General features: G+C 40.7%; 23 protein-coding genes and 2 tRNA genes. 23 read left to right on the top strand and 2 right to left on the bottom strand.

Features of this window, described 5'->3' with window-relative positions:
• Positions 1-4: 4 nt before the first annotated feature.
• The 8 genes from racE to ACXADE_RS14075 all read left to right on the top strand — a co-directional run bounded on the left by racE (position 5) and on the right by ACXADE_RS14075 (position 5832).
• Entirely contained in the window at positions 5-826 is an 822-nt protein-coding gene (gene racE, locus ACXADE_RS14110) for a glutamate racemase (RefSeq protein ID WP_474981087.1), read from the top strand.
• Positions 827-1024: 198 nt separating this feature from the next.
• Positions 1025-2128 (top strand): GerMN domain-containing protein, encoded by a 1104-nt coding sequence (locus ACXADE_RS14105; protein ID WP_474981086.1) that lies wholly within the window; start codon positions 1025-1027, stop codon positions 2126-2128.
• A 140-nt stretch (positions 2129-2268) separates the two neighbouring features.
• The gene (gene rph / locus ACXADE_RS14100; protein WP_474981085.1) at positions 2269-3027 is read left to right on the top strand and encodes a ribonuclease PH; all 759 of its coding nucleotides are present in this window, start codon (positions 2269-2271) and stop codon (positions 3025-3027) included.
• On the top strand, positions 3028-3621 hold the full coding sequence (locus ACXADE_RS14095; RefSeq protein ID WP_474981084.1) for an XTP/dITP diphosphatase: 594 nt from the start codon (positions 3028-3030) through the stop codon (positions 3619-3621). It begins immediately after the preceding gene.
• A gap of 13 nt (positions 3622-3634) precedes the next feature.
• Entirely contained in the window at positions 3635-4159 is a 525-nt protein-coding gene (locus tag ACXADE_RS14090; RefSeq protein WP_474981083.1) for a YfcE family phosphodiesterase, read from the top strand.
• 114 nt (positions 4160-4273) lie between these two features.
• Positions 4274-4347: transfer RNA gene (locus ACXADE_RS14085), tRNA-Gly, on the top strand.
• Between the two features lie 174 nt (positions 4348-4521).
• Positions 4522-4595, top strand: a tRNA-Arg gene (locus ACXADE_RS14080).
• 271 nt (positions 4596-4866) lie between these two features.
• Positions 4867-5832, top strand: coding sequence for a hypothetical protein (locus ACXADE_RS14075; protein ID WP_474981082.1), 966 nt, complete (start codon positions 4867-4869; stop codon positions 5830-5832).
• Between the two features lie 38 nt (positions 5833-5870).
• Here the strand turns inward: ACXADE_RS14075 and ACXADE_RS14070 are convergent, their stop codons facing one another.
• A complete protein-coding gene (locus ACXADE_RS14070; protein ID WP_474981081.1) occupies positions 5871-7040 on the bottom strand; it encodes a tyrosine-type recombinase/integrase in 1170 nt (389 codons plus the stop codon).
• 382 nt (positions 7041-7422) lie between these two features.
• Between ACXADE_RS14070 and ACXADE_RS14065 the strand changes: the two genes are divergently transcribed.
• The 10 genes from ACXADE_RS14065 to ACXADE_RS14020 all read left to right on the top strand — a co-directional run bounded on the left by ACXADE_RS14065 (position 7423) and on the right by ACXADE_RS14020 (position 14420).
• Complete coding sequence (locus tag ACXADE_RS14065) at positions 7423-7779, top strand: contractile injection system sheath initiator (protein WP_474981080.1); 357 nt, start codon at positions 7423-7425, stop codon at positions 7777-7779.
• Positions 7772-8947 carry a baseplate J/gp47 family protein gene (locus tag ACXADE_RS14060; RefSeq protein WP_474981079.1) on the top strand — a complete coding sequence of 392 codons (1176 nt, stop codon included), beginning with the start codon at positions 7772-7774 and terminating at the stop codon, positions 8945-8947. Before ACXADE_RS14065 ends, ACXADE_RS14060 begins: the two co-directional genes overlap by 8 nt.
• Positions 8940-9581 (top strand): hypothetical protein, encoded by a 642-nt coding sequence (locus ACXADE_RS14055; protein WP_474981078.1) that lies wholly within the window; start codon positions 8940-8942, stop codon positions 9579-9581. Before ACXADE_RS14060 ends, ACXADE_RS14055 begins: the two co-directional genes overlap by 8 nt.
• A 12-nt stretch (positions 9582-9593) precedes the next feature.
• Positions 9594-12215, top strand: coding sequence for a pyocin knob domain-containing protein (locus ACXADE_RS14050; protein ID WP_474981077.1), 2622 nt, complete (start codon positions 9594-9596; stop codon positions 12213-12215).
• Positions 12216-12228: 13 nt separating this feature from the next.
• Positions 12229-12603 (top strand): hypothetical protein, encoded by a 375-nt coding sequence (locus tag ACXADE_RS14045; protein WP_474981076.1) that lies wholly within the window; start codon positions 12229-12231, stop codon positions 12601-12603.
• Between the two features lie 14 nt (positions 12604-12617).
• Positions 12618-12752, top strand: a complete 135-nt coding sequence (locus tag ACXADE_RS14040; protein ID WP_474981075.1) for an XkdX family protein — start codon at positions 12618-12620, stop codon at positions 12750-12752.
• 214 nt (positions 12753-12966) lie between these two features.
• On the top strand, positions 12967-13215 hold the full coding sequence (locus ACXADE_RS14035) for a hemolysin XhlA family protein (RefSeq protein ID WP_474981074.1): 249 nt from the start codon (positions 12967-12969) through the stop codon (positions 13213-13215).
• Positions 13205-13495, top strand: coding sequence for a holin (locus tag ACXADE_RS14030; RefSeq protein WP_474981073.1), 291 nt, complete (start codon positions 13205-13207; stop codon positions 13493-13495). Before ACXADE_RS14035 ends, ACXADE_RS14030 begins: the two co-directional genes overlap by 11 nt.
• Before the next feature lies 1 nt (position 13496).
• Positions 13497-13871: a M15 family metallopeptidase gene (locus tag ACXADE_RS14025; RefSeq protein ID WP_474981072.1), complete on the top strand. Its 375-nt coding sequence runs from the start codon at positions 13497-13499 to the stop codon at positions 13869-13871.
• A 78-nt stretch (positions 13872-13949) separates the two neighbouring features.
• Complete coding sequence (locus tag ACXADE_RS14020) at positions 13950-14420, top strand: peptidoglycan-binding protein (protein ID WP_474981071.1); 471 nt, start codon at positions 13950-13952, stop codon at positions 14418-14420.
• 438 nt (positions 14421-14858) lie between these two features.
• Here the strand turns inward: ACXADE_RS14020 and ACXADE_RS14015 are convergent, their stop codons facing one another.
• A complete protein-coding gene (locus ACXADE_RS14015) occupies positions 14859-15080 on the bottom strand; it encodes a hypothetical protein (protein WP_474981070.1) in 222 nt (73 codons plus the stop codon).
• Positions 15081-16081: 1001 nt separating this feature from the next.
• Between ACXADE_RS14015 and ACXADE_RS14010 the strand changes: the two genes are divergently transcribed.
• The 5 genes from ACXADE_RS14010 to ACXADE_RS13990 all read left to right on the top strand — a co-directional run bounded on the left by ACXADE_RS14010 (position 16082) and on the right by ACXADE_RS13990 (position 24104).
• On the top strand, positions 16082-17587 hold the full coding sequence (locus tag ACXADE_RS14010) for a cell wall-binding repeat-containing protein (RefSeq protein WP_474981069.1): 1506 nt from the start codon (positions 16082-16084) through the stop codon (positions 17585-17587).
• A 13-nt stretch (positions 17588-17600) separates the two neighbouring features.
• Positions 17601-19004 carry a DUF3238 domain-containing protein gene (locus ACXADE_RS14005; RefSeq protein ID WP_474981068.1) on the top strand — a complete coding sequence of 468 codons (1404 nt, stop codon included), beginning with the start codon at positions 17601-17603 and terminating at the stop codon, positions 19002-19004.
• 858 nt (positions 19005-19862) lie between these two features.
• Entirely contained in the window at positions 19863-21203 is a 1341-nt protein-coding gene (locus tag ACXADE_RS14000) for an ArsR family transcriptional regulator (protein WP_474981067.1), read from the top strand.
• Positions 21204-21379: 176 nt separating this feature from the next.
• The gene (locus ACXADE_RS13995; RefSeq protein WP_474981066.1) at positions 21380-22681 is read left to right on the top strand and encodes an allantoate amidohydrolase; all 1302 of its coding nucleotides are present in this window, start codon (positions 21380-21382) and stop codon (positions 22679-22681) included.
• A gap of 34 nt (positions 22682-22715) precedes the next feature.
• Complete coding sequence (locus tag ACXADE_RS13990) at positions 22716-24104, top strand: YfcC family protein (RefSeq protein ID WP_474981065.1); 1389 nt, start codon at positions 22716-22718, stop codon at positions 24102-24104.
• The last annotated feature ends 492 nt before the right edge of the window (positions 24105-24596 follow it).

Genomic DNA, 24596 nt, shown 5'->3' with positions numbered 1-24596 from the left:
CGAATTGAAACAGCCGATCGGAGTCATTGACTCAGGCGTAGGAGGACTTACAGTAGCTAGAGAATTAATGAGGCAGCTGCCAAATGAAACCTTTCTATATTTAGGAGATACGAAAAGGTGTCCCTATGGCCCCCGTTCAGAGAAAGAAGTCCGTGCCTTTACCTGGCAGATGGTCAACTTCCTGTTGGAGAAAAATATTAAAATGCTGGTCATTGCCTGTAATACCGCTACTGCTTACACGCTCAAAGAGCTACAAGAGACGCTTGATATTCCTGTCATAGGAGTCATTGAGCCGGGAGCCCGGGCTGCAATCAAAGTCAGTCGCAACAAAAGGATTGGGGTCATCGGAACGGAAGGGACTATTGAAAGTGAAGCTTACCCAAACGCTCTCTTATCCATCGACCAGACCATTAAGGTTAATGGTCTTGCCTGTCCTCCTTTTGTACCGATGGTGGAAGATGGAATTCTCTCAGGTCCCCGGGCAGAAAGAATTGTGCATCATACGTTGCAGCCGTTGAAAGAGATGAATCATATCGATACTTTAATATTGGGCTGTACTCATTACCCATTGATCAAAAATCTTGTCCAAAACGAAATGGGAGATCATATACAAGTGATCAGCTCCGGAGAAGAGACGGCTCGTGAAGCAAGTTTAATTCTTGCTTATCACAAATTGTTAGAACAAGGGCGCGAACGTCCTGTGCATGAATTTTATACAACCGGTAATTTGGAGAAGTTTCGAGTTGTGGCAAATACCTGGTTCGAAGAGCCGGTAAGAATATTGAAATCTATACAAATCGATCATGTATCAAGCTCTGCTTACTAAAGCAGAGCTTTTTTTTGGATATATTAACATGAAACATGGACGGATCATGGTTTGAAAACGGAAGTCTATCCCCATACTTTCAACGGAATTAGCATATTCCTGAAGACTGATTGGTTATTTGGAGCATAAAATTCTCTGGTCTAATCCATCCAGGGGCTCGTATATATGGTAGTACAATCTATCTCAGGAGGGAAAACTATGAAGAAATACGGCTACAAACCCTTCATTTTGGCAGTATTGCTGCTTGTAAGTGCAGGGTTACTTTCAGGCTGCCTTTTTGAAGGAGAACAATCATTAGAAAAGATGGATACACCTGAAGAGGCGGTTACAACAACGCCCGATCCGAGTAGTGATGAACCTCAACCTGAAGGAGAAGGTGAAAATACAGAAGGAGAAGATGAAGAAGGTGCAGAAGAAGAAGCTTCATCCGCTACCGTTGCTCGTGAGTTGTATTTAATGGACGCAAACGGCATGGTAGCTCCGCAAACTCTTGAACTGCCGGTATCTGAAGAAGTAGCAGCCCAGGCGCTTGAGTATATGGTGAAAGACGGGCCAGTCACCAATTTACTGCCTAATGGATTTGAGGCGGTTCTACCTGCAGGTACAGAAATTCTTGGGGTGAATGCTAAAGAAGACGGCACACTGGTGGTCGACGTTTCAGAGGAATTCAAAAATTACGCAGCTGAAGATGAACAAAAAATTCTTCAGGCGATGACTTACACTTTAACACAGTTTGATAGTGTTAAACGAATCAAGCTTTGGATCAACGGTCATGAACAACAAGTGATGCCTGTCGACGGGACCCCGATCTCCAAAGGGGTTTCCCGTGCAGATGGGATCAATCATAGCTTGGGGAATAAAATAGATATCATGAACAGTGAAGCCGTGACGGTATATTTTCCAGCACAAAACGGTGAACAAATATACCAGGTCCCTGTAACCACCCGAGTAGCTAAAGCAAGCGATGAGTACACAGCTATGGTACAGGCCTTATTGGATGGACCAGAATTAGGTAGTGCATTAGCTAATCCTTTCAATGAAGGTGCTGAACTGGTTAAGTCTAAACTTGAAAATGGTGTTTTAATGGTATCGTTCAATGAGAATATTTTAACGAGCGTAGAGGAGCAGCCATCCTTGTCGGATGCCGCCCTGGCAAGTTTAGTCATGAGTCTGACGGACCAGGATGGAGTTGAGTCTGTAGAAGTGCACGTAGATGGAACTGAGCAAGTCTTCAATGAAGCAGGAGAGCCGCTGGCTGAACCTGTTTCACGCCAGGACATCAACGGTGCTGAAGCGATGTAAACAGTAGGGGAATGTATGGGACGCTTCAAAAGTGGTAAACTTTTGAAGCGTTTTTCCATTTCAAGCTTTAACTACCTCCAGCATTTATTTTGTGTTAAGATGGGCAAGGATAATGGTGTAGGAGAAGGAGGTCATTACTGATGAGAAATGATCATCGGGAAGTCAACGAACTTAGGAAAGTGACAATCGAAACGGATTATGTGAAGCACCCAGAAGGTTCTGTACTAATCAGTTTTGGAGATACAAAAGTAATTTGTAATGCGAGTGTAGAGGACCGTGTACCTCCTTTTTTACGTGGACAAGGGAAAGGGTGGATCACCGCAGAATATGCGATGCTTCCACGAGCAACAGAACAAAGGAATATTCGTGAGTCTTCCAAAGGAAAGGTTTCAGGACGAACCATGGAGATTCAACGGCTCATCGGGCGCTCTCTCCGCGCTGTCGTAGACCTGGATAAGATTGGAGAGCGTACGATTTGGGTCGATTGCGATGTCATTCAAGCGGACGGTGGAACACGTACAGCTTCCATTACGGGTGCATTCGTAGCCGTAGTCCTAGCCCTCGGTAAATTGGTGAAAAAGAACGCTATCAAAGAACTTCCAATTACGGACTTTTTAACGGCCATTTCTGTAGGGGTACTGCCTGATGGAAACGAAATTCTTGACCTGTGCTATGAAGAAGATAGTAAAGCACAAGTGGATATGAATGTCATTATGACGGGGAAAGGTGAATTCGTAGAGCTCCAGGGAACAGGGGAAGAAGCGACATTCTCCATGCAGCAACTGACGAAGATGTTGTCCCTCGCTGAAGAAGGAGTTGCGAATTTAATCAAACTTCAGGAAGAAGCTATCGGGGAATGGTCGGATGTCATCCGTACAAAAGCGGAGGCTGCGAAATAAATGAAAGAATTAATTGTGGCGACCAAGAACCAAGGGAAAGTAAATGAGTTCCGTCAGATGTTTTCTAAATATGAGATTTTAGTGAAATCCTTGTTAGACATCGATCGCTCGATTGAGATAGAAGAAACAGGTACCACATTCGAAGAGAATGCCATCATAAAAGCTGAAGCAATGGCTGAGCATTTCCAAGTTCCAGTCGTAGCGGATGATTCCGGCTTAGAAGTGGATGCCTTAAACGGTGAACCAGGCGTTTATTCCGCTCGTTATGCAGGAATAGAAAAAGATGATGATGAAAATACAAAAAAACTCTTAAGAGAACTTCAGGCTGTTACGGAAGAAAAGCGAACGGCGCGTTTCGTATGTGCGGTTGCTGTGGCCAGGCCCGGGAAAGATACATTTGTCGAAAGAGGGACATGTGAAGGGAAAATCGCTGCAGAACCCCAAGGCACCAATGGGTTCGGTTATGATCCTGTATTCATTCCGGAAGGGTCGTCTCGTACGATGGCAGAACATGCCTCGGAAGAGAAAAATGCCATCAGTCATCGTCACCATGCCATTCAAAAAATTGAGGAATGGTTGAAAACACAAAGCTGAGCGAGGTGTTACTATGCCTAAAGTTTTGATTGTGAGTGATACTCACGGCTTGAAAGAAGAAGTAATCGAAATTAAAGAAAGACATCATGATGTCGATGTTATGATTCATTGCGGGGACTCTGAACTTTCGTATGATTCGGAAGAGCTGGAAGGCTTTACGTATGCCAAAGGCAATTGTGATTTCGAGCCCGCTATGGAGGAGGAGAGAGTCGTTCGAGTGGGAGACTTAACGTTTCTGGTTACTCACGGCCACCTTCATCAAATCAAATCTACCTTGATGCCACTCTCATACCGGGCGGAAGAAGTCGGAGCACAGGTTGCTTGTTTCGGTCATTCCCACATTGCAGCAGCAGAAAAGGTAGGAGAGACCCTTTTCATCAATCCTGGGAGCGCAAGACTTCCAAGGGATCGTAAGGAACCAACTTATGTAATTATGCAATGGGAAGATATCCGTGATGTACATGTACAGTTTTATCATGTAAACGGAGATCCAATGCCCGATTTACACATGACAACAGCCCTTGCAGCGAAGAATTAAAATTCTTTGCTGCAATCTGTTGACATTATTGGAGATTCTTAATATAATAATTCTTGTCCGCTTCACAAGGCAATACATAAATTGAAAGACAATGTGGCTATAGTGAAAAATTATGCGGGTGTAGTTTAATGGTAAAACCTCAGCCTTCCAAGCTGATGACGAGGGTTCGATTCCCTTCACCCGCTCCATTACATATTTTTTAATTTTAATAGGATGTCCCAGTAGCTCAGCTGGATAGAGCATGATCGAATATGCTTCGAAGCGATGCTACAACGTACCGATTTCAACACATCTTGAATCCACCCAGGAAATCGGGACGACAGCCGACAAAAGTTTGCGCAACCAATTTTATACTATTTCATGTCCCAGTAGCTCAGCTGGATAGAGCAACAGCCTTCTAAGCTGTGGGTCGGGAGTTCGAATCTCTCCTGGGACGCTAACTGCGAAAAAGCTGTAACCTTTGATATATAAGGGTTTCAGCTTTTTTCTTTATGGATACCAATATAGGTTGTAATTATTAAAAAACCCCATTTGGGGCAGAAATGGGGCAGGATTTTTTATAAGTACTTTAACCTTCTCATTTTTTTATCTCAAGTGGTGATTTTAAACTAATTATTTTTGCTGATGATCATCTACTTAAGGGAAATAATGTTAAAATATTCTATATACATAATAGTATTACAAAGTGAGAGAAGAGGGGGAAGATATTGAAAAAAGGAATAATAGGCGTTATCCTTTTATTTATTCTTTGTGCGTGTTCTAATCAGAAATACACTGAAGGAATGCAGGATTTAGAATTGTTGCTGGAGGAGCAAAAATTTGATCAAGCACAAGTGAAATTGAGTGAAGTGATAGAAGTTAAAGAAACTGAGGAGAGCACTGAAACTCAAAATCTTTTGGACTCATTATTGTATGCTATAGAAACTGAAAATGATGATGAGCTTGCTTCAGCAAAGTTATTGTATGAAGATATTCTAAGTTACAATAATGAACATAATTACAAATCGATATCTATAATTAAACGGTATGCAAATCAAAGTCATGAACAGGTTAACAGTTGGATAACTCAAGAAGATGAAATTAATAAATCGATACAAACCGCATTTTCATATGCAGAAGAAAATAATTATGATGATGCACTGAGTTTATTGAATGAGTTAAAGAACGAGAATACCACACATCCTAATAAGAAGAAGTTGATGAGTAATATCGATTCTTCCATTGAAAGTGTTGCAAATAACAAAAGAGACCATGAATCTGAGCAGTTGGAGTTAAAGAAAGCCGAAGAAGAACGTTTAGCTAAATTAGAAGCTGAGAAAAAGGCTGAAGAGGCAGCAAGAAAGAAAAAAGAAGAAGAGGCAAAAGCAAAAGCTGCAAAAGAGGCTGAGGCAGAGAAGGAAAAGGAACAAGAAAAAGAAAGTGATGAAGAATCCACACCTTCTAAGTTAAATAAAGAACAGGCTGTGAGCTACGTAGTAGAGTATGCTCAAGTCCCAATAGATAACCCGAATGTCTTTGTAGAATATGACCATGATAATCAGCATGGCGATTGGGTATATAGAGTATATGAAGTGGTAATTGATGATCCTGAAACAAAAGAGGGGCATACGGCAACATGGGGATGGTACGCAGTGGATCCTAATACAGGATATATATATAATAACATGCAATAAGAAATGACAGCCTCCTTGACTTAAAGGAGGCTGTTACATTATGAAAGATCTTTCTTTTGAAAAAATTGACTAAAGTGATCTGCAGCTACTTGATCAACTTCTTCAATGTGATGGCCGTAAATGTCCATCGTAGTTCCAATTTTCCTGTGACGTACACGTTGACTTATGGACTTGGTAGGTACATTTTGTTGTATCAAGTAAGTAACAGAGTAGTGTCTTAAATCATGAAACCTTAAGCCCTCTATATTATGACGCTTTCTAAACCTGCTCCACCATTGACTAACACTATCGGGTCTCATGGGCTTACCTAGTTCATTAGCAAAAAGAAAAACTCTATTAGGATCGTACTGTAAGTCCCTAGTACGTAAAAATTCTTTCTTGCGCCTCTTTTTAACCTGAGTAACCATCTCCAGCAGTTCACCAGGAATAGAAGCTGTGCCTTCCATCCCATTCTTAATGCTTTTTATAAGTAATTCGCCGCTCTTTTGTTGAGAAAGCGATTGTTCGAAACGAATAGCGCTTTTCTCTTCAAGTATATGTTTTTCTTCTAATGCAACAAGTTCACCCTCCCGACATCCAGTTACAAAAGCAATCCAAAATAACACCTGTTTTTCGAACGGCTCCCGGTTAATACACTTTATGAGATGATCTATTTTTTCTCTGGAGTAGGAGAGGGGTTTCTTTTGTTTTACAGTTGGTGGCTTAATATTTCGAGCAGGATTATTCTTTATTAAGTCAAATTCATCAGCTGCTGTTAGTAGGCTTTTAAAAGCTTTGAAGCAGTTTCTAATGGTAGAAGGGGACAAGGACTCCTCTTTACCGTCTAATCTTCTAGAACTACCCTTTAAATCATCGAGAAAGTTAACAATGTGCATAGGCTTAATATCCGACAATTTAAGATGCCCATACTCAGGTAAGATTCTTTTTTCTATGATACTTATACTCTCACTCAAGGTCCTAGGTGAGAGTCTGTCCGCGGCATACTTTTTAACCCATTCAGGATAAAAGTCTTCTAACCGTAAGTAGTTGGGCTTTATATAGTCCCCACTCAACACTTCAGATTCGAATTTTGCAAGTTCCTGTCGAGCTAAGGTTTTATTCTTCACCTTGACGTTCCTTCTTTCACGTATTGGTTTCCCTTTCGCATCGTAACCAGTCACCACTGAAAGTCTAAATGACCCCTTTCCACGCTTTTCAATGCTTCCCATGGTCTCACCTCCTAATAATAGTTTAATAGCTTACATAAAACTGATTGGTACAATCTGAACGCCTCTTTATCTGTGCAAGACGTTCCTCACATAATTCATATGACACCTTAAAATCATGAGCCCATCGATCAAGGATCTCAGGATCGTCAAGGTCATACCGTTTAATCATGTGATAGGGGAGGGCAGCATACAAAGTAAAATGGCTAGCATCCGAGGTGAATGAAAATATTGAAACCTATTATCCTGTGCTTTATAAGGGGCAGGTGGTTCAAGTGGCCATTAATCAGCGTGCTATTGATGACGTTCTGAATGGGCAAGCTTCTTATCCAGATGTTTCAAAACTGTTCAGGTTAAGGGATGCCGTTGTGATTGGAGTGATTGCATGAAGACATTTGCTTTGGATGATCGAGGGGATTTGTTATTTCAAGATGGCGAATTTGTTGTTATTGAAGAGGTTGAAGATATAAAACAATCACTCTCTCTTATACTATCTACTAACAAAGGCGAGTGGTTCTTGGATCCTGAAATGGGATTGGATTTTAGTGCTTTGTTAGATAAGCCTACAGACGCTCGTATTCGAGCTGCAGTGATTGAAGCTATTAGCCAGGAGCCGAGGGTTCAGTCTATTGATCACATAGAAATCATCCAGGACAGACAAAAACGTGTTATCTATATTCATTTCAAAGTGACGACTTCAACGAATGAACAGGTGGAGAGTGAGGTGAGCGTCAATGCTTGATGAAAATGGTTATAGACGAAAGACATACGGTGAAATTTTAGAAGAGATGCAAAGCCGGGCAAGAGAGCTGTTTGGAGAGAAAATTAATCTCACCAAAAGTTCTCCAGTCGGGCTTTTTATAATGCTGATGGCCTGGTTCCTTTCATTAGTCTGGAAGGATAACGAGGATGTCTACCATTCAGCACACCCCAACCAGGCGACCGGAGTTAACCTGGACCGTCTTTTACCTTATTCGGGAATCACTCGTAATTTGTCTCAGTTCGCAAAGGGCGAAGTGACCCTGACCGGGACGGCTGGATATGTCGTTGAACAAGGGTTTCAAGTAACGACCTCTTCAGGTGTCTTCTTTGAGACGACTCAAGATATCACTTTAGATAATACAGGGACTGGAACAGCAAGGATTCGAGCTTTGGAAGTTGGGCGTGCAGGTAATGTTGCTTCAGGAGATATCAATACGATTGTAAATCCAGATGCCAATGTGGAAACTGTCATTAATAATGAACCAACAACAAAAGGTAGGGAGAAAGAAACCGATTTGGAAGTTCGGCAACGTAGGGATATCTCAATCGAAGGATTGGGTGCTGCAACGGTTCCATCGATTCGTGCGCGACTTTTGGAAAGGCCGGATATACGAGCTGCGACTGTCATAGAAAACTATGAAAATGAAGTTGTGAATGGTCAGCCTCCTCATTCAATCCAAGCTTTTGTGTTAGGTGGAGATGACCAAGTCATTGCGGAGACGATTTTTAACACAAAAGCCGGCGGCATACGTCCCTATGGAGTAACAACCAGACAGGTAATGGATGAAAGTGGCCAAGTTCACACTGTTGGTTTTACACGGGCGGTTGAAATTCCCATATACTCTCGGATTACCATATCGAAGTCAGCTGCTTTTCCATCAGACGGGGCTGATCGCATCCGTCGTAATATCGTCCAGTTCGTCGGAGGAGTGGACGGTAGTGGGGCTCTCTATAGTGGACTGAACATGGGTGAAGATGTTATTTATTCCAGACTCATAGCTAAAGTGTTCCAGGTGGAGGGTGTGGAAGACCTTACCCTTGAATTATCGAAGGATAATACCACCTTTATGCAGAGCAACATTGCTGTGGGTCCAGAAGAGGTAGCTCAAACGGATATCGATTATATAGAGGTGACAATCAATGTATAAACTACCATCCATTCTCAGTAAATTTGCCGATTCTTTAGCAAAGAAGGAAGACAGCAACATCGGAAAGGTATTCAAGATATTCTCAGAACAGCTTGAAGACTTACAGTTTAATAATCGGCGCATTAAAGAATGGCGTTTAATTGATAATGCTGAGGGCGTTGCCCTCGATTTGATAGGGGAAAACGTTCTGCAGTCTAGAGGTGTAGCGACAGATGAGGTATACCGGGTATTACTTAAGTCCAAAATCGCTCGTAACCTTTCAACGGGGGATATTAATACAATCATACGAGTTCTTTCATTGGCTTTGGATTCGAAGCCAACAGATGTTTCGATAAAAGAAACATGGGCCGACGACGTTAATCCACGACCTGCAGGAATAAGCGTGATCCAAGTTCCGTTGAGAAGGTTGAATGAGGTGGGATTACCAGCTGATCAGTTTGCGAGAATCATCCAAAAAACGGTATCTGCGGGTGTGAAAGTTAATTCCATAGAACTTTCCGGAACATTTGAATTTGGATCCACTGATTTACAGATAGATGCAGATGCTGGGTTCTCAAGCATAGCTAATTCGAACAGTGGAGGTTATTTTGGATCTGCATTCGTGCCTGCATCAAATGAAGATTTACCTATATAAGGAGGGGTATCATTGCCAATCACTACAACATTACCCGATTGGTTAGCCACAGGAGTGCAACCTCCTGAAAGTTTACGTACAAACGGTTGGGAAGAAGGTCAGAAACCTGCGGCAGAATACTTCAACTGGTTCTTTTCAACGTCATATTACGCCTTAAACGACTTAGCTGAAAAGGCAGCTTCTCAACAAGATTTTGATAATCATAAAAACAATCAAACGAATCCTCACCAAGTTAAGAAAGCCCAAGTGGGATTAGGCAATGTAGATAATGTGAAACAAGTATCTAAAACAGAATTTGATTCTCATAATCAGAACCGTCAGAACCCCCACGGTGTAACAGCGTCTCAGGTGGGAGCTTCGCCTACGGGTCACGGTCACAGCGGCGCGACAACAACAACATCGGGCTTTATGTCTGGGGTCGATAAAACGAAGTTGAATGCTATGCCAGCAGCTTCGGATGTAGAAACAAAAGCAGGAGCGACCCAAAAGGCGGATGATGCAGAACAATCCGCGATTGATTGGGTGAAATACGTTGGTTTGGGCGGTAGCCTAAACGCTCATAGTTATAGCGAGGATTTAAACGCCTTAAACGAAACGCAGATTGTTTACGCGTTGAACGCAACGAATTCCCCTGCGGGTAACGGTTTCATCATTCACATGAGTTATAACAATGATTACAAAAAACAACTATTTTACAAAGTAACGGGGAATCAATTTTACGCAAGGTTTCGGGACGCTGATGGTTGGAAGTCGTGGACGGAACACGAAACAACCGCAGGAGCGCAAGCCAAAGCCGATGAACGAGTTGAGAAAACAGGCGACACCATGACAGGAGACCTTAATTTTTCGGGAAATTCCTTCCCTCATGTATCTTCTGATGAATACTTTGTTTTAACTTCAAAACGCGGGACTTATATAGCCTCTAACGCTTATTTTGATAATGCATGGAAGCGTCACGACCCAACGAGTGATTCTGTTTTGATAGAATTACGCGAAGATCAAGGGGGTGTCCAGGTTAAAACGGCAAGTGCGGGATCAGGGGATATATCATGGAAAAGTGAAAACCTAGAAACTGAAAAAGGTACACAGGCGAAAGTTGATGCTACGCAAGTGCATAGATTAACTAACGATGATGGGTCCGCTTTCGGGTATGTTTCAGATGCTAATACAGTGAAAACAACAGGCATTTATAACACCTCTGCATCTACGGCAAACATACCGTCCGCGGCAAGTAGCTTGTTAATTGTGCAAGATAGGAGTACAAATATCATTTCGCAACAACTCATATACTATTCAGCGAACACAATGCATTTTCGTACAAGCATAAATAACGGGGTGAGTTGGAGCAATTGGGAAATGATTGAAACCACAGACGGCGCGCAAGCGAAAGTGGATACGGTAGACAGCGACCAGGTGAACATGGAGAGTAACAACTTTAAAACCGCGAGCGCTAGAGGGGATGAATACCCCTTCGGTTTAACTGTGTTTAGGACGGACGATAATACTTTCCCGCAACAATGGGGTATTGTTCAAACGTCTCGGGGATCAAACTACCTTTCGCAGATATTCTTCGCGACCGGAAATAGTATCTACCAACGGGTTTGGGACGTCAACACAAACAGTTGGAAAGCGTGGAATACGTTAGAGACGACCACAGGCGCACAGGAGAGAGCGGACGCGGTTGATAGCGAACAAGTGACGCATATCGGGGTTATTGACGGAAGTCAATCGGGGAACACGTACCCCGTGGGTGTAACTATGTTCGACTGGGCCAACAACATAACTTACCCTTTTAATTATGGGACCGCCTTAAACGTCAAAGACAATGACAATAGATTCGTTCAGACGATTTATCACAATCAAGGCACTGAAGCACCTCAACAACGCTATTGGTATAACAACGCCTGGAGCGCGTGGAAGAAGCTTCCGCGTGAAGGGGACGATGTTTCTTTTAAATCCGTAACCGTGGGCGGTGTCAATTTAAAGCAATCTGTCAGTAACGGGAAACAACAGGTCCGTGACGCCGTTATTGGCAAAGGGGGAACAGTCGCGGACGCCGATAGTGACGGAATACCGACCTTTCAAGAATTGATGGATGGGGTCAATGGGATCACGACAAGCCCAATCAATAGTATGCAGCGTGGCGAAGCTAAAATGCTGGGAACAACCCGCCTTGTCTCTATCAGCGCTGTAGACCTACCGAAGTCGATTGTAAGAATCACAGGCTTACGTTTTGACGACGGGACTTCGACAGAATACTTCAACCCGCCCGAAAACTTTGTACTTGCTGAATTTACCAGCAGTACAGAAATAAGTTTTATGGTAAGGGATTTCCCGGAAGACGTACGCCCTGTCGTAATGTGGGAAGTCGTTGAATTCGTTGACGACGTGAGGGTATCGAAAGGGAAATTTTCGATGGATGAGACGGGTACCTTTTCGAAAATTTTTACGTCGTCTTTCGATTCTAACAAAGCGATGCTGTACTACACATATAAAGCTGACGATATCACAAGTAGTGACGTAAGGGATATATATATCGCAGGGCGTGTGTACGGGACAAACTATATAGAATTTACGCGCGCCGTAGCTTCTTACCCTTATACGATTCAGTGGTTTTTGGTCGTTTACCCATAAAGGAGGATGAAAGATGAGCGAAATCGTATATGCTGAATTAAATACAAATAATCTGTGTATCGGGCTTCTAACTTCACCGAAGCCGATCGAGAAGGAAAACTATGTAGAGATCGAAGCGTCCGATAACGACCTTTTCTGGCGCAAGTACGATACGCAGACAGGGACCTGGTCACAGGAAAAATTCCTGCCCGATAGAGCGGCGATCCAGTTAGACGAATTCGAACAGTTGAAGGCTGACAAAGAAGCGTTGGAAAGTGAATTGCAAAACATTAAAATGTTTAATGCGATGAATTTGAAAGATATATCAAATGCTAGAAATGAAACAAAGAGCGTAAAGGCACTCACTTCCGATTTGCTTCTCAAAATGGCACGAAACGGTATCAATTAAAGGAGGTCATGTGATTGTACTTTGAATGGATTAAAAAATTTTATAACGAGGGTTTTTATGACAAAACAGATGTGGCGGACTTTGTGAGATATGAGGAAATCACGGAAGCTGAGTATCAAGAAATTACAGGAGACCAGTACACAGCGTAAATATACACCTTTAGAGGTGTTTTTTTTATAAAAAAAGGAGTGACCGCCTAAACAAGTCACTCCTAAAATGCTCACACACCGGAAGTTCCACCTTCCACACAGAAGGGGTGAGCTAAATTTATTATGCAGTAAACAGTTAATTTTGACCAGTGTATTTGGGTTTTATTTACAGAATATATCATTTAGATCTTAAATGATATATAGGGGGACAATTATGGATAGGGACTATATAACTCGTAAAGAGTTCAATGATTTGGACGAAAAAGTAGATCGTTTGCAAAATGAGCAGACCAAAACAAAGCAAAGAGTCGAACACATGGAGAAGAAGCTGGACAAGATTGAAGATAATACGACATGGATATTGCGCCTTATTCTAGGAGCTATTATTTTGGCTATTTTAGGGTTTATTTTGCAGTCACCAGAAACCAATATTACAATGGGAGGTTTTCTTTATGGAAAATGAAATCATGACAAAGGTTTTGATATTTGCAACTGTTATTAGCCCCTTTGTTACAGGTTTACTTGAGGTTATTAAACGTCTGGCAGGATTACCAAAAAACTTCATTCCTCTTATTGCAGTAACCATTGGTGTGACACTAGGTTTGGTTTCATACCCATTCACAAACATGGATGTCGTTTTACGATTATGGGCCGGAGCTGGAGCAGGACTATCAGCAACCGGTCTTTTTGAATTGGTCCAGAAACGGAATGGACGCACCACTAAAATAAAGGAGGACGCTTAATATGGGGCGTGTAAAACTTCAAACTTTGCTTGATCGATCCATCAGGAACATGGGAAAGGTTCATTCGGCGGTTAAAGACAAAGCCATTCTTATCATCAGAAAAGCTTATGGCGAAGGAATTAATGTCCAAATGAGTTCAGGATTCCGCTCTTTCCAGAGACAGAAAGAGTTGTTCAACCAAGGGCGGTACGGAAACCCTGGGATAATTGTTACTCATGCGGAGTCGGGCCAGTCAGTGCACAACTATGGCTTAGCTATCGACTACTTCCTGACAACCTGGGATGGTTCTAAAGCCACTTGGAATGTAAACAAGGACTGGAGAAGAGTCGCTGAGATAGGGAAGTCTCTCGGATTCTCCTGGGGAGGAGATTGGTAGTGGAAGGACCACCCTCATCTCGAACTTACAGGAGGACTATCCTGGCGTGATTTAAAAGCTGGTCAACGTCCTGATCATTTGTTGAACAAAGGTGTACTACAAGAAGGTCATTCTGGTTATGAAACTTACCAGGTGCAACAAAAGCTACAGGATGCGGGGTACGATTTGTCTGTTGATGGATTATTTGGAAGTGAAACGGATCGTGTGTTGAAGCAATTTCAAAAAGATTATGGCATTGAAGCCGACGGATGGTTTGGACCTCATACAACAGCCATGATGGAGAAGGTTATGAATGGATACAAAGCTGCAAAAGATAAATCAGAGGAGGTAAAGCAAATGGAGAAAAACTTGAAGGAAACAGGATTCAAGGATGTAGAGAAAGACTCGTTTTTACAGAAGGAAATTACTAAAGCCAAAGCGGCAGGAATTACTGAAGGAGTGGGGGAAGGTTTTTTTGGTCCTAATCGTCCAGTAACACGTGCTGAAGCTGCTGCATTTGTAGTTAGAGGCGTAGAGTATGCGACGGGAAAGGAAATTCTAGTAGAATGAAGTGTATATTCACATCTGAATTAACTGTAGTATTATAAGACTGTCTCTTATGACTGTATAGGTAAAGGGTATTAAAAGTTAATAGCCCCTCTGATTAAGAGGGGCTATTTTAGATTATTACCATTTACTTTTAAGTATCGTGTAGTTAGAATGGTTTTTATCCACTCTTGGAAGAACCTCAGTGGTGGGGTTCAAAACTTACTTTGGTTGGTAGGACATAGTGGGTCCCCTCTTAGGTGTAAGAGGGGTTTTTGATATGTAAACCTGTTATTGGTAAAATACGATTACGCTGTTTACAATTTTGAATATCGATCGGTCTCCAAACAGAGCAAGACTCGCCTTCTAACCCCTGGCGGGTCTTTTTTCATGTAATGGTGTTGAACATATAAATAAAATGCAGTGCGGTATTGTCCCATACAGCAATCATCTATACCAGGATTAGTCTTCTTTAAATTGAACAATTAACTCGAAGTCCTCAACATCCTCACTGAATTCCACGGGTATTCCCATAAAATTCATTGAAAGCATCAGCGGATCGCCTTGATCATCCAGAACAGGTCTGTTCCTTATTTGTTCTCCCAGCCACTCTTCGTTCATTTTTATTTTTGTAGCATAATCATTGTAAAAGATGGACACCTCTAAATCCCTGAACATCTTCATATAAACAGCCTCCAATTTCCAATTTATTACTATATGAGTTCTGATATCATATATAATGTCAGAACAAACGTTCTTATAAAAGAGGGCGGCGATAGTGAATGGAATATTGTGTGCCTTTATTAGGAAATTTACAACCGTATATGAGCAATTGGAATCTTGGACTATTATATTAAAGCGTTTTATGCCTTAAATAATAACCCCCTTACATTTGTAAGGGGGTTAGTTAATGGGAATTTTGTCTTATAAATCACACTTTCATATGAGGCTTCGACTTTATCAGATTTCGCATAGTAGTAATTACTTATTTTAAACAATTTACTTTAGTGTTGAAAATTAAAAAGAGAATGAATCTCTATTATTTCAATTTTTTTACGAAAATTTTACGGTGACTATAGAATTAGTGTGTCTTTTACGGGATACAGTAGTTGGTATATCTATGATATTATTACTTTTTAGTTTTAAAGGAGGGATTATAAGTGAGCAAGTTACTATCGACATTATTATGCGGTAATGCTATGTCAATTATTTTTGCAATTTATTTTACGAATATTAGGGTATGTTCCTGAGTAACCTATATGGGATTTTTTGTGTGGTTTTTTTAGGTTTGTTTTTGTTAGCATTTCCTTTTTCATTTTTAATTGAAAAAGTAGTCGAAAAGCTTTATGTAGGGAAGTTCTTTGTCAAATTAGGATTATATATTTTGTTAGGTACAATTCCAATGGTGCTACTTATACCAGTATTATTACATTGGGGCTCCATGGCTATCATAGTAGCTATAGTTTTCCCCGTTATTCTCACTCTGGTGGAGAAAATACCTCAAAAATATATAAATTTGAGCGCCAAATTCAGTGTGATTTTCACCTTTGCTTTATTTGTATTTTTATATTACACCATTCGATGAAATTAAAATGAAATGTTGTTGAAACATTTACAGCTTTATACTGATATGTTAAATTTCGTGTTGTTATTATTTTTGAAAGGGGAAAAATATGAGGAATTTTATGTTCACTATTGTTTTAGTTTTTAGTTTTTTAGGAGGAGGTTATTTAAACGGACCAGTATTAGCTGCTACAGATTCGCTTACTTATACAGGTAACCTTACTGATAACGAAATGCATAAATATAGTATTGATGTTGGTCAGGAAGGGCCTTTATCAGTCTCAATTGTAAATGGAGATGTAGAATATCAATTCACTTCAGAAGCCGATGGCCAGTCCTACCGTGACGAAGATACTGTTCCAGTAGGTAGTTATAAATTGTCAGTTAGTACTGCTAGTGAAGATACTACCCTGTACGAAATCAATATTGGCGGGGACAGTCTTACAGGTAATAATCACTTACCAAATTTAACAGTTGAAGAACCAACAAAAGACTTTAGTAGGTTATCTAAAGGTACTTTAGATATAAATGTAAGTGGATATTCTGATGCTTACCAAAACTTTTTTAAGTTAAATCATCAAGAACCTGTCTCAATAGCAAATAACTTTTCATTTAATACTGATTTATTAATAGGGCCTAACAATTTAACTTTCTCAGGTGTTACAGAATCTGGGAATGAAATCTTCAACTTAAAAGAAGTTACTTCTATTGGACTAAAAAGGATAAGCGGAAGTACACGATATAAGTCAGCTGTGGCAATTAGTAAAGAGATAGAAAAAGAGGGCTTTGATATAGATACAGTAGTTATTACCAATGCGTATAGCTTCGTGGATGGTGTCTATAGTGTACCTTTGGCTGTAAAAAATAAAGCGCCTATTTTACATACTCATGAAGATAAACTTAATTCCGCTGTTGTAGATGAGATTAATAGATTGGGTGCATCTAAAGCTATCATTGTAGGGGGAACCGGAGCAGTATCCGATAGTGTTAAGGATGAGTTGATAGCCATGGGATTAAGTGTTGAAAGGCTCTCAGGGATTAATCGGGAAGCAACATCTGTAGCTGTTGCGGAAAGGTTGATAGATAATAATTCTTCGAACGCTATTATTGTGAATGGCAGCTCAGAGCCTGATGGTATTTCCATAGCAAGTTTTGCTGGTTCAAGAGGCATACCGATTCTATATACATTGGAAAATCGTTTGCCGGATGAAATAAAAGCATTTCTAAATGATAACTCTAACCTTACTAATTTCACTATTATCGGCGGTACTGGAGCTGTTTCTACAGATGTTGAGGATGAATTGAATAACTTCGGTACAGTACGTAGGGTAAGTGGAAGTGACAGGTATAAGACTGGAATCCAAATTGCTAAAGCTTTCGATTGGAAACCGAGATCATATGTAATCTCTAATAATTTCGTAGATGGAGTTCCTGGCAGTGTTTTTGCTGCACTTAAAGGATCCCATAACTTCCTGACTAAAACTGATAGTATCCCGGAATCTATTGATAATTATTTAACGGGAGAGGGAAATGCAAGATTTCTAGATAACATTTATATTGTCGGTGGTACTGGCGCAGTATCAGAAGCCGTTGAACAAAAGTTAGAAGAGAAAATAAAGAATAACTAAAGGGGTTGAGATGTTGAGGAAGTTAAGATACTTATTGGTTGTTACAATTGCACTTTCTATTGTATTTGCCGGAATTAAACATGACAGTTGGGCATCAAACGACATTTTTAGTACTAATAACGCTAAATTAATTACTTCAAGTTCATCAATAGACATATCTTGGGGTTCAATTGCAGATTCTTATAAAGTGTTTTTGGATGGAGATTTTATTGAAGAAATTGATAAGAGCAAATATACTATTAAGGATTTAGATGAAGATAGACCATATAAAATAAAGGTAGAAGCGTATAAAAATCATGAGAAAGTTGACGTTATTAGTTTTGAAACATCAACTTCAAAGACCCAAGAAATGAAGAATAAGGTAAAGAAAAAAATAAATATGGCTTCTACAAGCGCTATTTATACTGACAAAGAAGCAAAAATTCTTATTGAGGATATGCCGAGCAGCGATAGCGTGGTGACTGTTAAAAAAAATGAAGAGATCCTATATGAAGATCTTAATAAAAAATTCTTTATAGACAAAAATATAGAACCTGATACTAAATATAGGTATTCAATTCTGACTAAAGAGAAGCTTCCTAAAGAAAAGCAGAAAGAGATAAAAGCTAAAGCTGAAAAAGAATTTAAAGGGAGCATACCTGAAGAATTAAAAAATGAAGATATATACCAAGAGTATAAAATTTCTAGAGTTCTTAAAACTTTAAAGCGTGATGGTAACGATAATTTCATTAGCGCTGAATCATGGAACAGCCATAATAAGGGAGTAGAATTTATATACACTACCTTTATTCCAATGAACCTTTTCGACCCACCACCTGCTGGAATTTTACCTGACGTAGAACCTGACACTTTAAGGCTTTATGAATTTTACAAAGGTGATAATAGAGGCTGGGATGATACAGGGCACTCTGAAAAATATCGAACACGTACACATGTTAAAGTTACTTTCCCAGAAGGGCAAAATGCACAAATTTTATATAACGAAGGTGTAGGTACCACATACGGAGCCTATTATGCTAATGGGAATGGATCCGGTTTGAAATGGGATGCTGATAGAGCTAGCATGAAGGATGTGTATATACACAGTAAAAGCACTTCTCCTTCTAAAGCTTCTTTTTCTATATATCACAATGCGGGTGACCCTTTAGCTAACCCTTCTCCTAATATCACTTATGAATACAGTGCAAATGTTTATGAGAATGGTTCTTTTAATATTTGGGGAGAGCATGATGGTGCGCCTAGACATGAGATGCACGCAGGTCATTTACCTGGGGAGTTGCACGGAATGTATAGTAATGGTAGTTATGATGTACATTATAGTTCTCGAGCCTCTGTAATGAGAGACGAACACGAAAGCTTTAACCACTTATTCCCTCTTTGGCCAAATAAGCAAATAAGGGTAGAGGGATCATTTTAATGTGATATAAGTTTTGAGCCCCCTTGAAATTACATGGGGGCTTATTTTCGTCCTAACGCCTGAGTATTCATGTGATTTAGAGTGGCTTTTTAATATGTGAATAAAAAACTCACAAAAATCTCACAAAAAGCAGTTGGATTTTAGCGTCCAGCGAAGTTCCTTTAGTTCAAAATTGCTTCTCTCAATCAAGAAGTCACTGAATAAAACTGAACGCAGCTCTAAAAAGTTGAGCATATGATATTTGTAATACTTTCTAAAATAGCATTCTTTAATAGGAAGGAACTCGTCTTTAAGAAGAATTTTGTATAAAGATGGTGTGGGGCAGAAAATGGGGCTGAATTTCATTATTATTGCCCCATTTCTACTTGTATTCATATTGCCTAATCATAAAGAACATTGATTTAATAGTGTTTTTTCGTTAATCGTTCTGTCCAATCATACCCACTCCAACAGCCTTCTAAGCTGTGGGTCGGGAGTTCGAATCTCTCCTGGGACGCTATCAAAAAAAGCTGAAACCTTTTATACAAAGGTTTCAGCTTTTTTTCTCGTGAAAATAATAAGAACAATAGAGGATGAAATCGCAGGGTATATTTGGATGTGAATAATAGTTTATAGAGAATTTTAGAATCAGAATAACAAGTAAAGACAGAGAGGTTTATATAGCCTTTTCTTCAATTTCAATTCCTCTCTTCCTTCATCCTTACATCCAATACCTTCACTTTCTTTTTAGGACCTTGTCTGTTGAGGCGGCAATCATTTTGATTCGTTTTATTATTACTAGTGGAATACTTTCATGTTATTATTTTACACAATAGGCAGCAATGCCTGTGAAACCTCGCTATTAGAAAGTTGGCTATTATGAAAATCAGATTAGGATTAATAGGAGCAGAAGATAACCTGGGATTAATACAATCCATTGTAGACGAGTACCCTGAGTTCAGTTGCTTATCATTTTTGCATTCAGGTGAGGAAGAGCTTGTAGACCATTTGGAAGCGCATTCACAGGAGGTGGATGTATGGTTGTTCTCCGGATTTCTTCCCTACTCGACGGCAATTAAGTCCGGGAAAACCAATCGACCGATGTATCATACGCCCTATACAGGTTCAAGTTTATATAAAACCCTCTATCATGTATTAAACAGCGAAGATATTCAGGCTGATGAACTTAGTTTTGATGCCGTCGACTCCTCGGAATTACATTCTATATTCGACGAGTTGGGAATGGAATATGACCCATCTTATCTAGTGGAATTTATTGACGAATCCGAAATCGATCATAGTCGAACTTATTTGGAGCATTACAAAAAGTCCGTCAGTAAATTCGTGAAGCATCACTATGATCTATGGAGTAGTAATCACACGAAGGGGGCGGTGACTTGTGTCTGGGCTGTTTATACAGAGTTGAAACGCCTTGGAGTCCCGGTATTCAGGGTGACTCCTGCGAACTCGGCTATCAAATCTATTTTGGATATCATATTGAGAACTCATGAGATGGTACGTTTTAAGAATACCCAGATTGCCGTTCAAATGTTTGAAATCGATCCGTTATCCGGCCTGTCTACAGGTGTATTTTCATCGGATGAAATCACCAATGTTGAACTGAGAAATATGCAGAAATTATTGACATATGCAAAGAAAGTGCAGGGATCGCTGAAAACTTCCGGACCTGGTAGATATGTCATTTTTACGACTCGCGGCGAGCTTGATGCAATCACTGAAAGTTTCTCTGTGGTTCCCGAAATAGAAGAACTACTTCGGATTGGCAAGCATGCCGTGACTTGTGGTATAGGGATAGGAAATTCTGCTTATGATGCGGAAATCAATGCGGGTAGAGCTCTGTTAAACGCTAAGGAATATGGAGAAGGGACATGGATGGTCCTTTATGAAGATAAAACGATAAACGGTCCCCTCGGTAGTTCAGAAAAAATCTCTTACTCTTATGCCTCCGTCGAACTCCAGGAAATCAGTGAGAAAACCTCCCTCAGTGTTTCAACGTTGAGTAAAATTAAGTCCATTTTGAAGAAATGGGGAAAGCCGGAAATGACAGCACTCGAATTAGCGCAGCACATGCAAATCATGCCAAGAAGTGCACGAAGAATAATTATGGCACTTGAAACCGGGGGATATGTGGAAGTTGTCGGTGAAGAAAACCCGTTTCCACGAGGACGTCCAAGAAAAATATACCGCTTTTCTTTGTGACAGAAACAATAGTTTCTGTCATTTTTTAATTTTTAAAATATTTGTTATTGACACATAAACACAATCGAAATAACATTAAGGACATAGCCGTAAATAAACCGTATTTAGATTTGAAAGCGGATTCAGAAAATGTTGTTTTGTCTAAAAGAAAAATAAACTGGAGGAGGTTGTAATAGGTGAATGAATGGAAGGAGATAGAGGAAAATCTGTTAAAAGATTTTGATGATCAGTTTAATCATTCCGGTGTAAACGGACGACGATTAGCCAGTCGAATTCAGTCAGTATCTGAAATTGGAAAGGGTGAAAAAGGGGGTTCACATCGGATAGGTTTCTCCGAAGAAGAAAAACAGGCAAAAACCCTTGTGAAGCAATGGATGGATGAAGCCGGAATGAACACGTGGGTCGATGAAGCTGGAAATGTTTTTGGGCAACTTACAGGACGAGATGAGACGCTCCCAGTTGTATTAGCCGGATCTCATGTAGACACGGTTCCAAACGGTGGTCATTTTGATGGTGTACTCGGAGTACTGAGTGCTTTGGAAGTGGTAGAGGCTTGGAAGGAAAATGACTATAAGCCAATGAGGACATTAGAAGTTGTAGTTTTCTCTGATGAGGAAGGGGCAAGGTTTAATCGTGGCTTTACAGGGAGCAAAGCTCTAGTCGGTGACTTTGATGTGGAAGAACATAAATCATTGTTTGACATTGATGGTCTGCCTTTTGAAGACGTTATGAAACATGTGGATTTGTCGGTTGAACGCTTCCCTGATGCCGAACGCCATTTAAAAGAAATTAAAATGTTTGTAGAAGTTCATATCGAACAAGGCAAACAGTTGGAAAAGGAAGATGTCCCTGTAGGTATAGTTACAGGAATTGCAGGACCTTGCTGGCTGAAATTTATTATAAAGGGAAGAGCAGGACATGCAGGGAACACACCAATGAATGATCGAAAAGATGCTTTGGTCGCTGCCGGTGAGTTGGTGTACAACATTCCATCGCTCCCTGCACAGGTGAGCTCATCCGCTGTAGCCACTGTAGGGAAGGCTCACGTAAATCCAAACGGAGTAAACGTGATCCCTGGTGAAGTGGAGATGTACGTTGATATTCGTGATATTTATGAATCCACACGTGACCAGCTCGTTGATCTAGTTATTGAAAAAGCCGAAGAAATCATGGAAAAGCATGAGTTATCTCTGGAGTGGGAGGAGAAGACACGGACGAAGCCTGTTCCAATCAAAGAGGTGTTGCAACAGACCATGGCAACATCTGTTGAGAACCACGGTATAAAGCCCGTTTTCCTGCCAAGTGGAGCCGGTCATGATGCTATGATTTTGGGACGGCATCTGCCGATTTCCATGTTGTTTGTAAGGAGTAAGGATGGGGTCAGCCACGATCCGGAAGAGTGGTCATCGCTGAATGATTGCGTACAGGGTGTTCATGTATTAAAGGACTTTTTAGAGAAAGTTACCCAGGAAGACTAGTCCAAAAGCTCATCGGGAAGGTGTGTAAATTCTTATGTCAAAAAAGAACAAAAATTGGCTGGATCGGATTCCTCATCCATTAGCTTTGCTGTTTTATATTATTGTATTTGCAGGAATACTGACCTACATCATTCCAGCCGGGTCCTATGATCGAGAGAAAATTGACGATGCAACAAGAACAATCCCGGGAACTTATGAACTCACAGAAAGGAACCCTGTCAATCCACTTGATTTATTTACAGCAATACCGCAAGGGTTCCAGGAAATTGCCAATATCGTTTTTATCGTATTCGCTGCAGCGATGATGTTCGGAGTATTGGAAAAGACAGGAATGTTGGAGCGAACTGTTGGCACCTTTGTAAGGAAACTGGGGTTAGGCAGACGATATCTGGCTGTCGTAATCATGACGTTTATTTACGGTCTGTTAGGGATTTTCGTCGGGTATGAAAATAATATCGCACTTATTCCCATTGCCATACTTCTCAGCATTGCAATAGGTGGAGACGCTATTCTTGGAGCTGGAATAGGGATTGGCGGGGTATCGATCGGCTTTGGACTATCCCCCTTTAATCCGTATACCGTCGGTGTCGGCCATCAAATTGCAGAGATGTCTTTATTCTCGGGGTGGGGCTTCAGAAGCGTTCTCGTCGTTCTCGTATTAAGCCTTCTTTCGGCATATAATGTAAGGTATTTCAAAAAGATACAGAAGGACAGGGGAAAAAGTCTTGGAGACGATATCGATACAGATGACATGCAATTAACTCAGCCTCTAGAAACGTATAAAATGAGAAATAAAGATATTGCCATGCTGCTTGTATTTTTGGCAGGGCTATCCGTCATGTTATATGGTGTATTCACGAGAGGCTGGTACATCAATGAGATATCAGCTATATTTCTGATGATTGGTATTGCAAATGGACTTATTGCCCGCATGAACGGCAGTCAAATCGCCCAGACGTTCTCCAAAGCCCTTGAACCAAGTGCACTTGCTGCCATTTTGATTGGCGTCGCTCAAGGTATTCAAGTGGTAATGAATCATGGAAACATTAGTGATACCATTGCATACGGACTTGTGTCGGTACTAGAGCATCTCCCTGCTACCGTTGCAGCCATTTTCATGTCAATATCACAATCGATTATTAATCTATTTATTCCAGGTGGAAGTGGGCAGGCGCTTGTTACATTGCCGATCATGATTCCCGTTGGTGATATAGTCGGAGTTTCGAGACAGGCTACTATATCAGCTTTTCAGGTGGGTGATGGCATTACAAATCTTGTTACGCCTACGCTTGGAGGATTAATGGCGATGCTTGGTCTATGCCGGGTTCCTTATGGAAGATGGCTCAGGTATATCTTCCCTTTTACAATCATGGCATTTATCGTTTCGTGGATTGCATTGCTTATCAGTGTATTGATCACTTAAGGGTTCAATCCATAACTTGTAGGAGTTACTACCAGGCGTAATTCAACTTTGCGTGGAGACTTAAATTTACTCTTTTCATAAAAGTAGAGAAACTTGTCAAATGAATTTTTATCCCTTGTTATTTTTAGAAAAGGTTCTGTTATAGTTTAGTGTTGATATTACTGCAAAATGAGGAACTTCCAATTTTATGGAGGTTCTTCATTTTTATATTTGGCTTATTCAACGAAACCCACCTCTTCTTGAAGACTCTATTTCGAGATGTTCCAGGGGGGTCATTGCCAGGTTGAGCGTAAGGGGTGGCCGGGAAGCCACTCGCTTTCCTGTGGGGGAGTGGCGAGCTTCCTCGGGCTACCGCCCTGCGGCATCTCGCCGATCTCCTTTCTCCCACGGGAGTCTCGCAGCTTCCCAACCACCCCATTCGATCGTGCGAGAAACGAACCCCCACCAAGAAGAAGCACCTTCCACTATTACTACCTATAGTAAGAAAGTGCT

This window comes from Halobacillus sp. ABR2_026 (assembly GCF_056158545.1).
The sequence above is the reverse complement of the archived record's forward strand: the minus strand, read 5'-3'. Positions and strand labels throughout refer to the sequence as shown.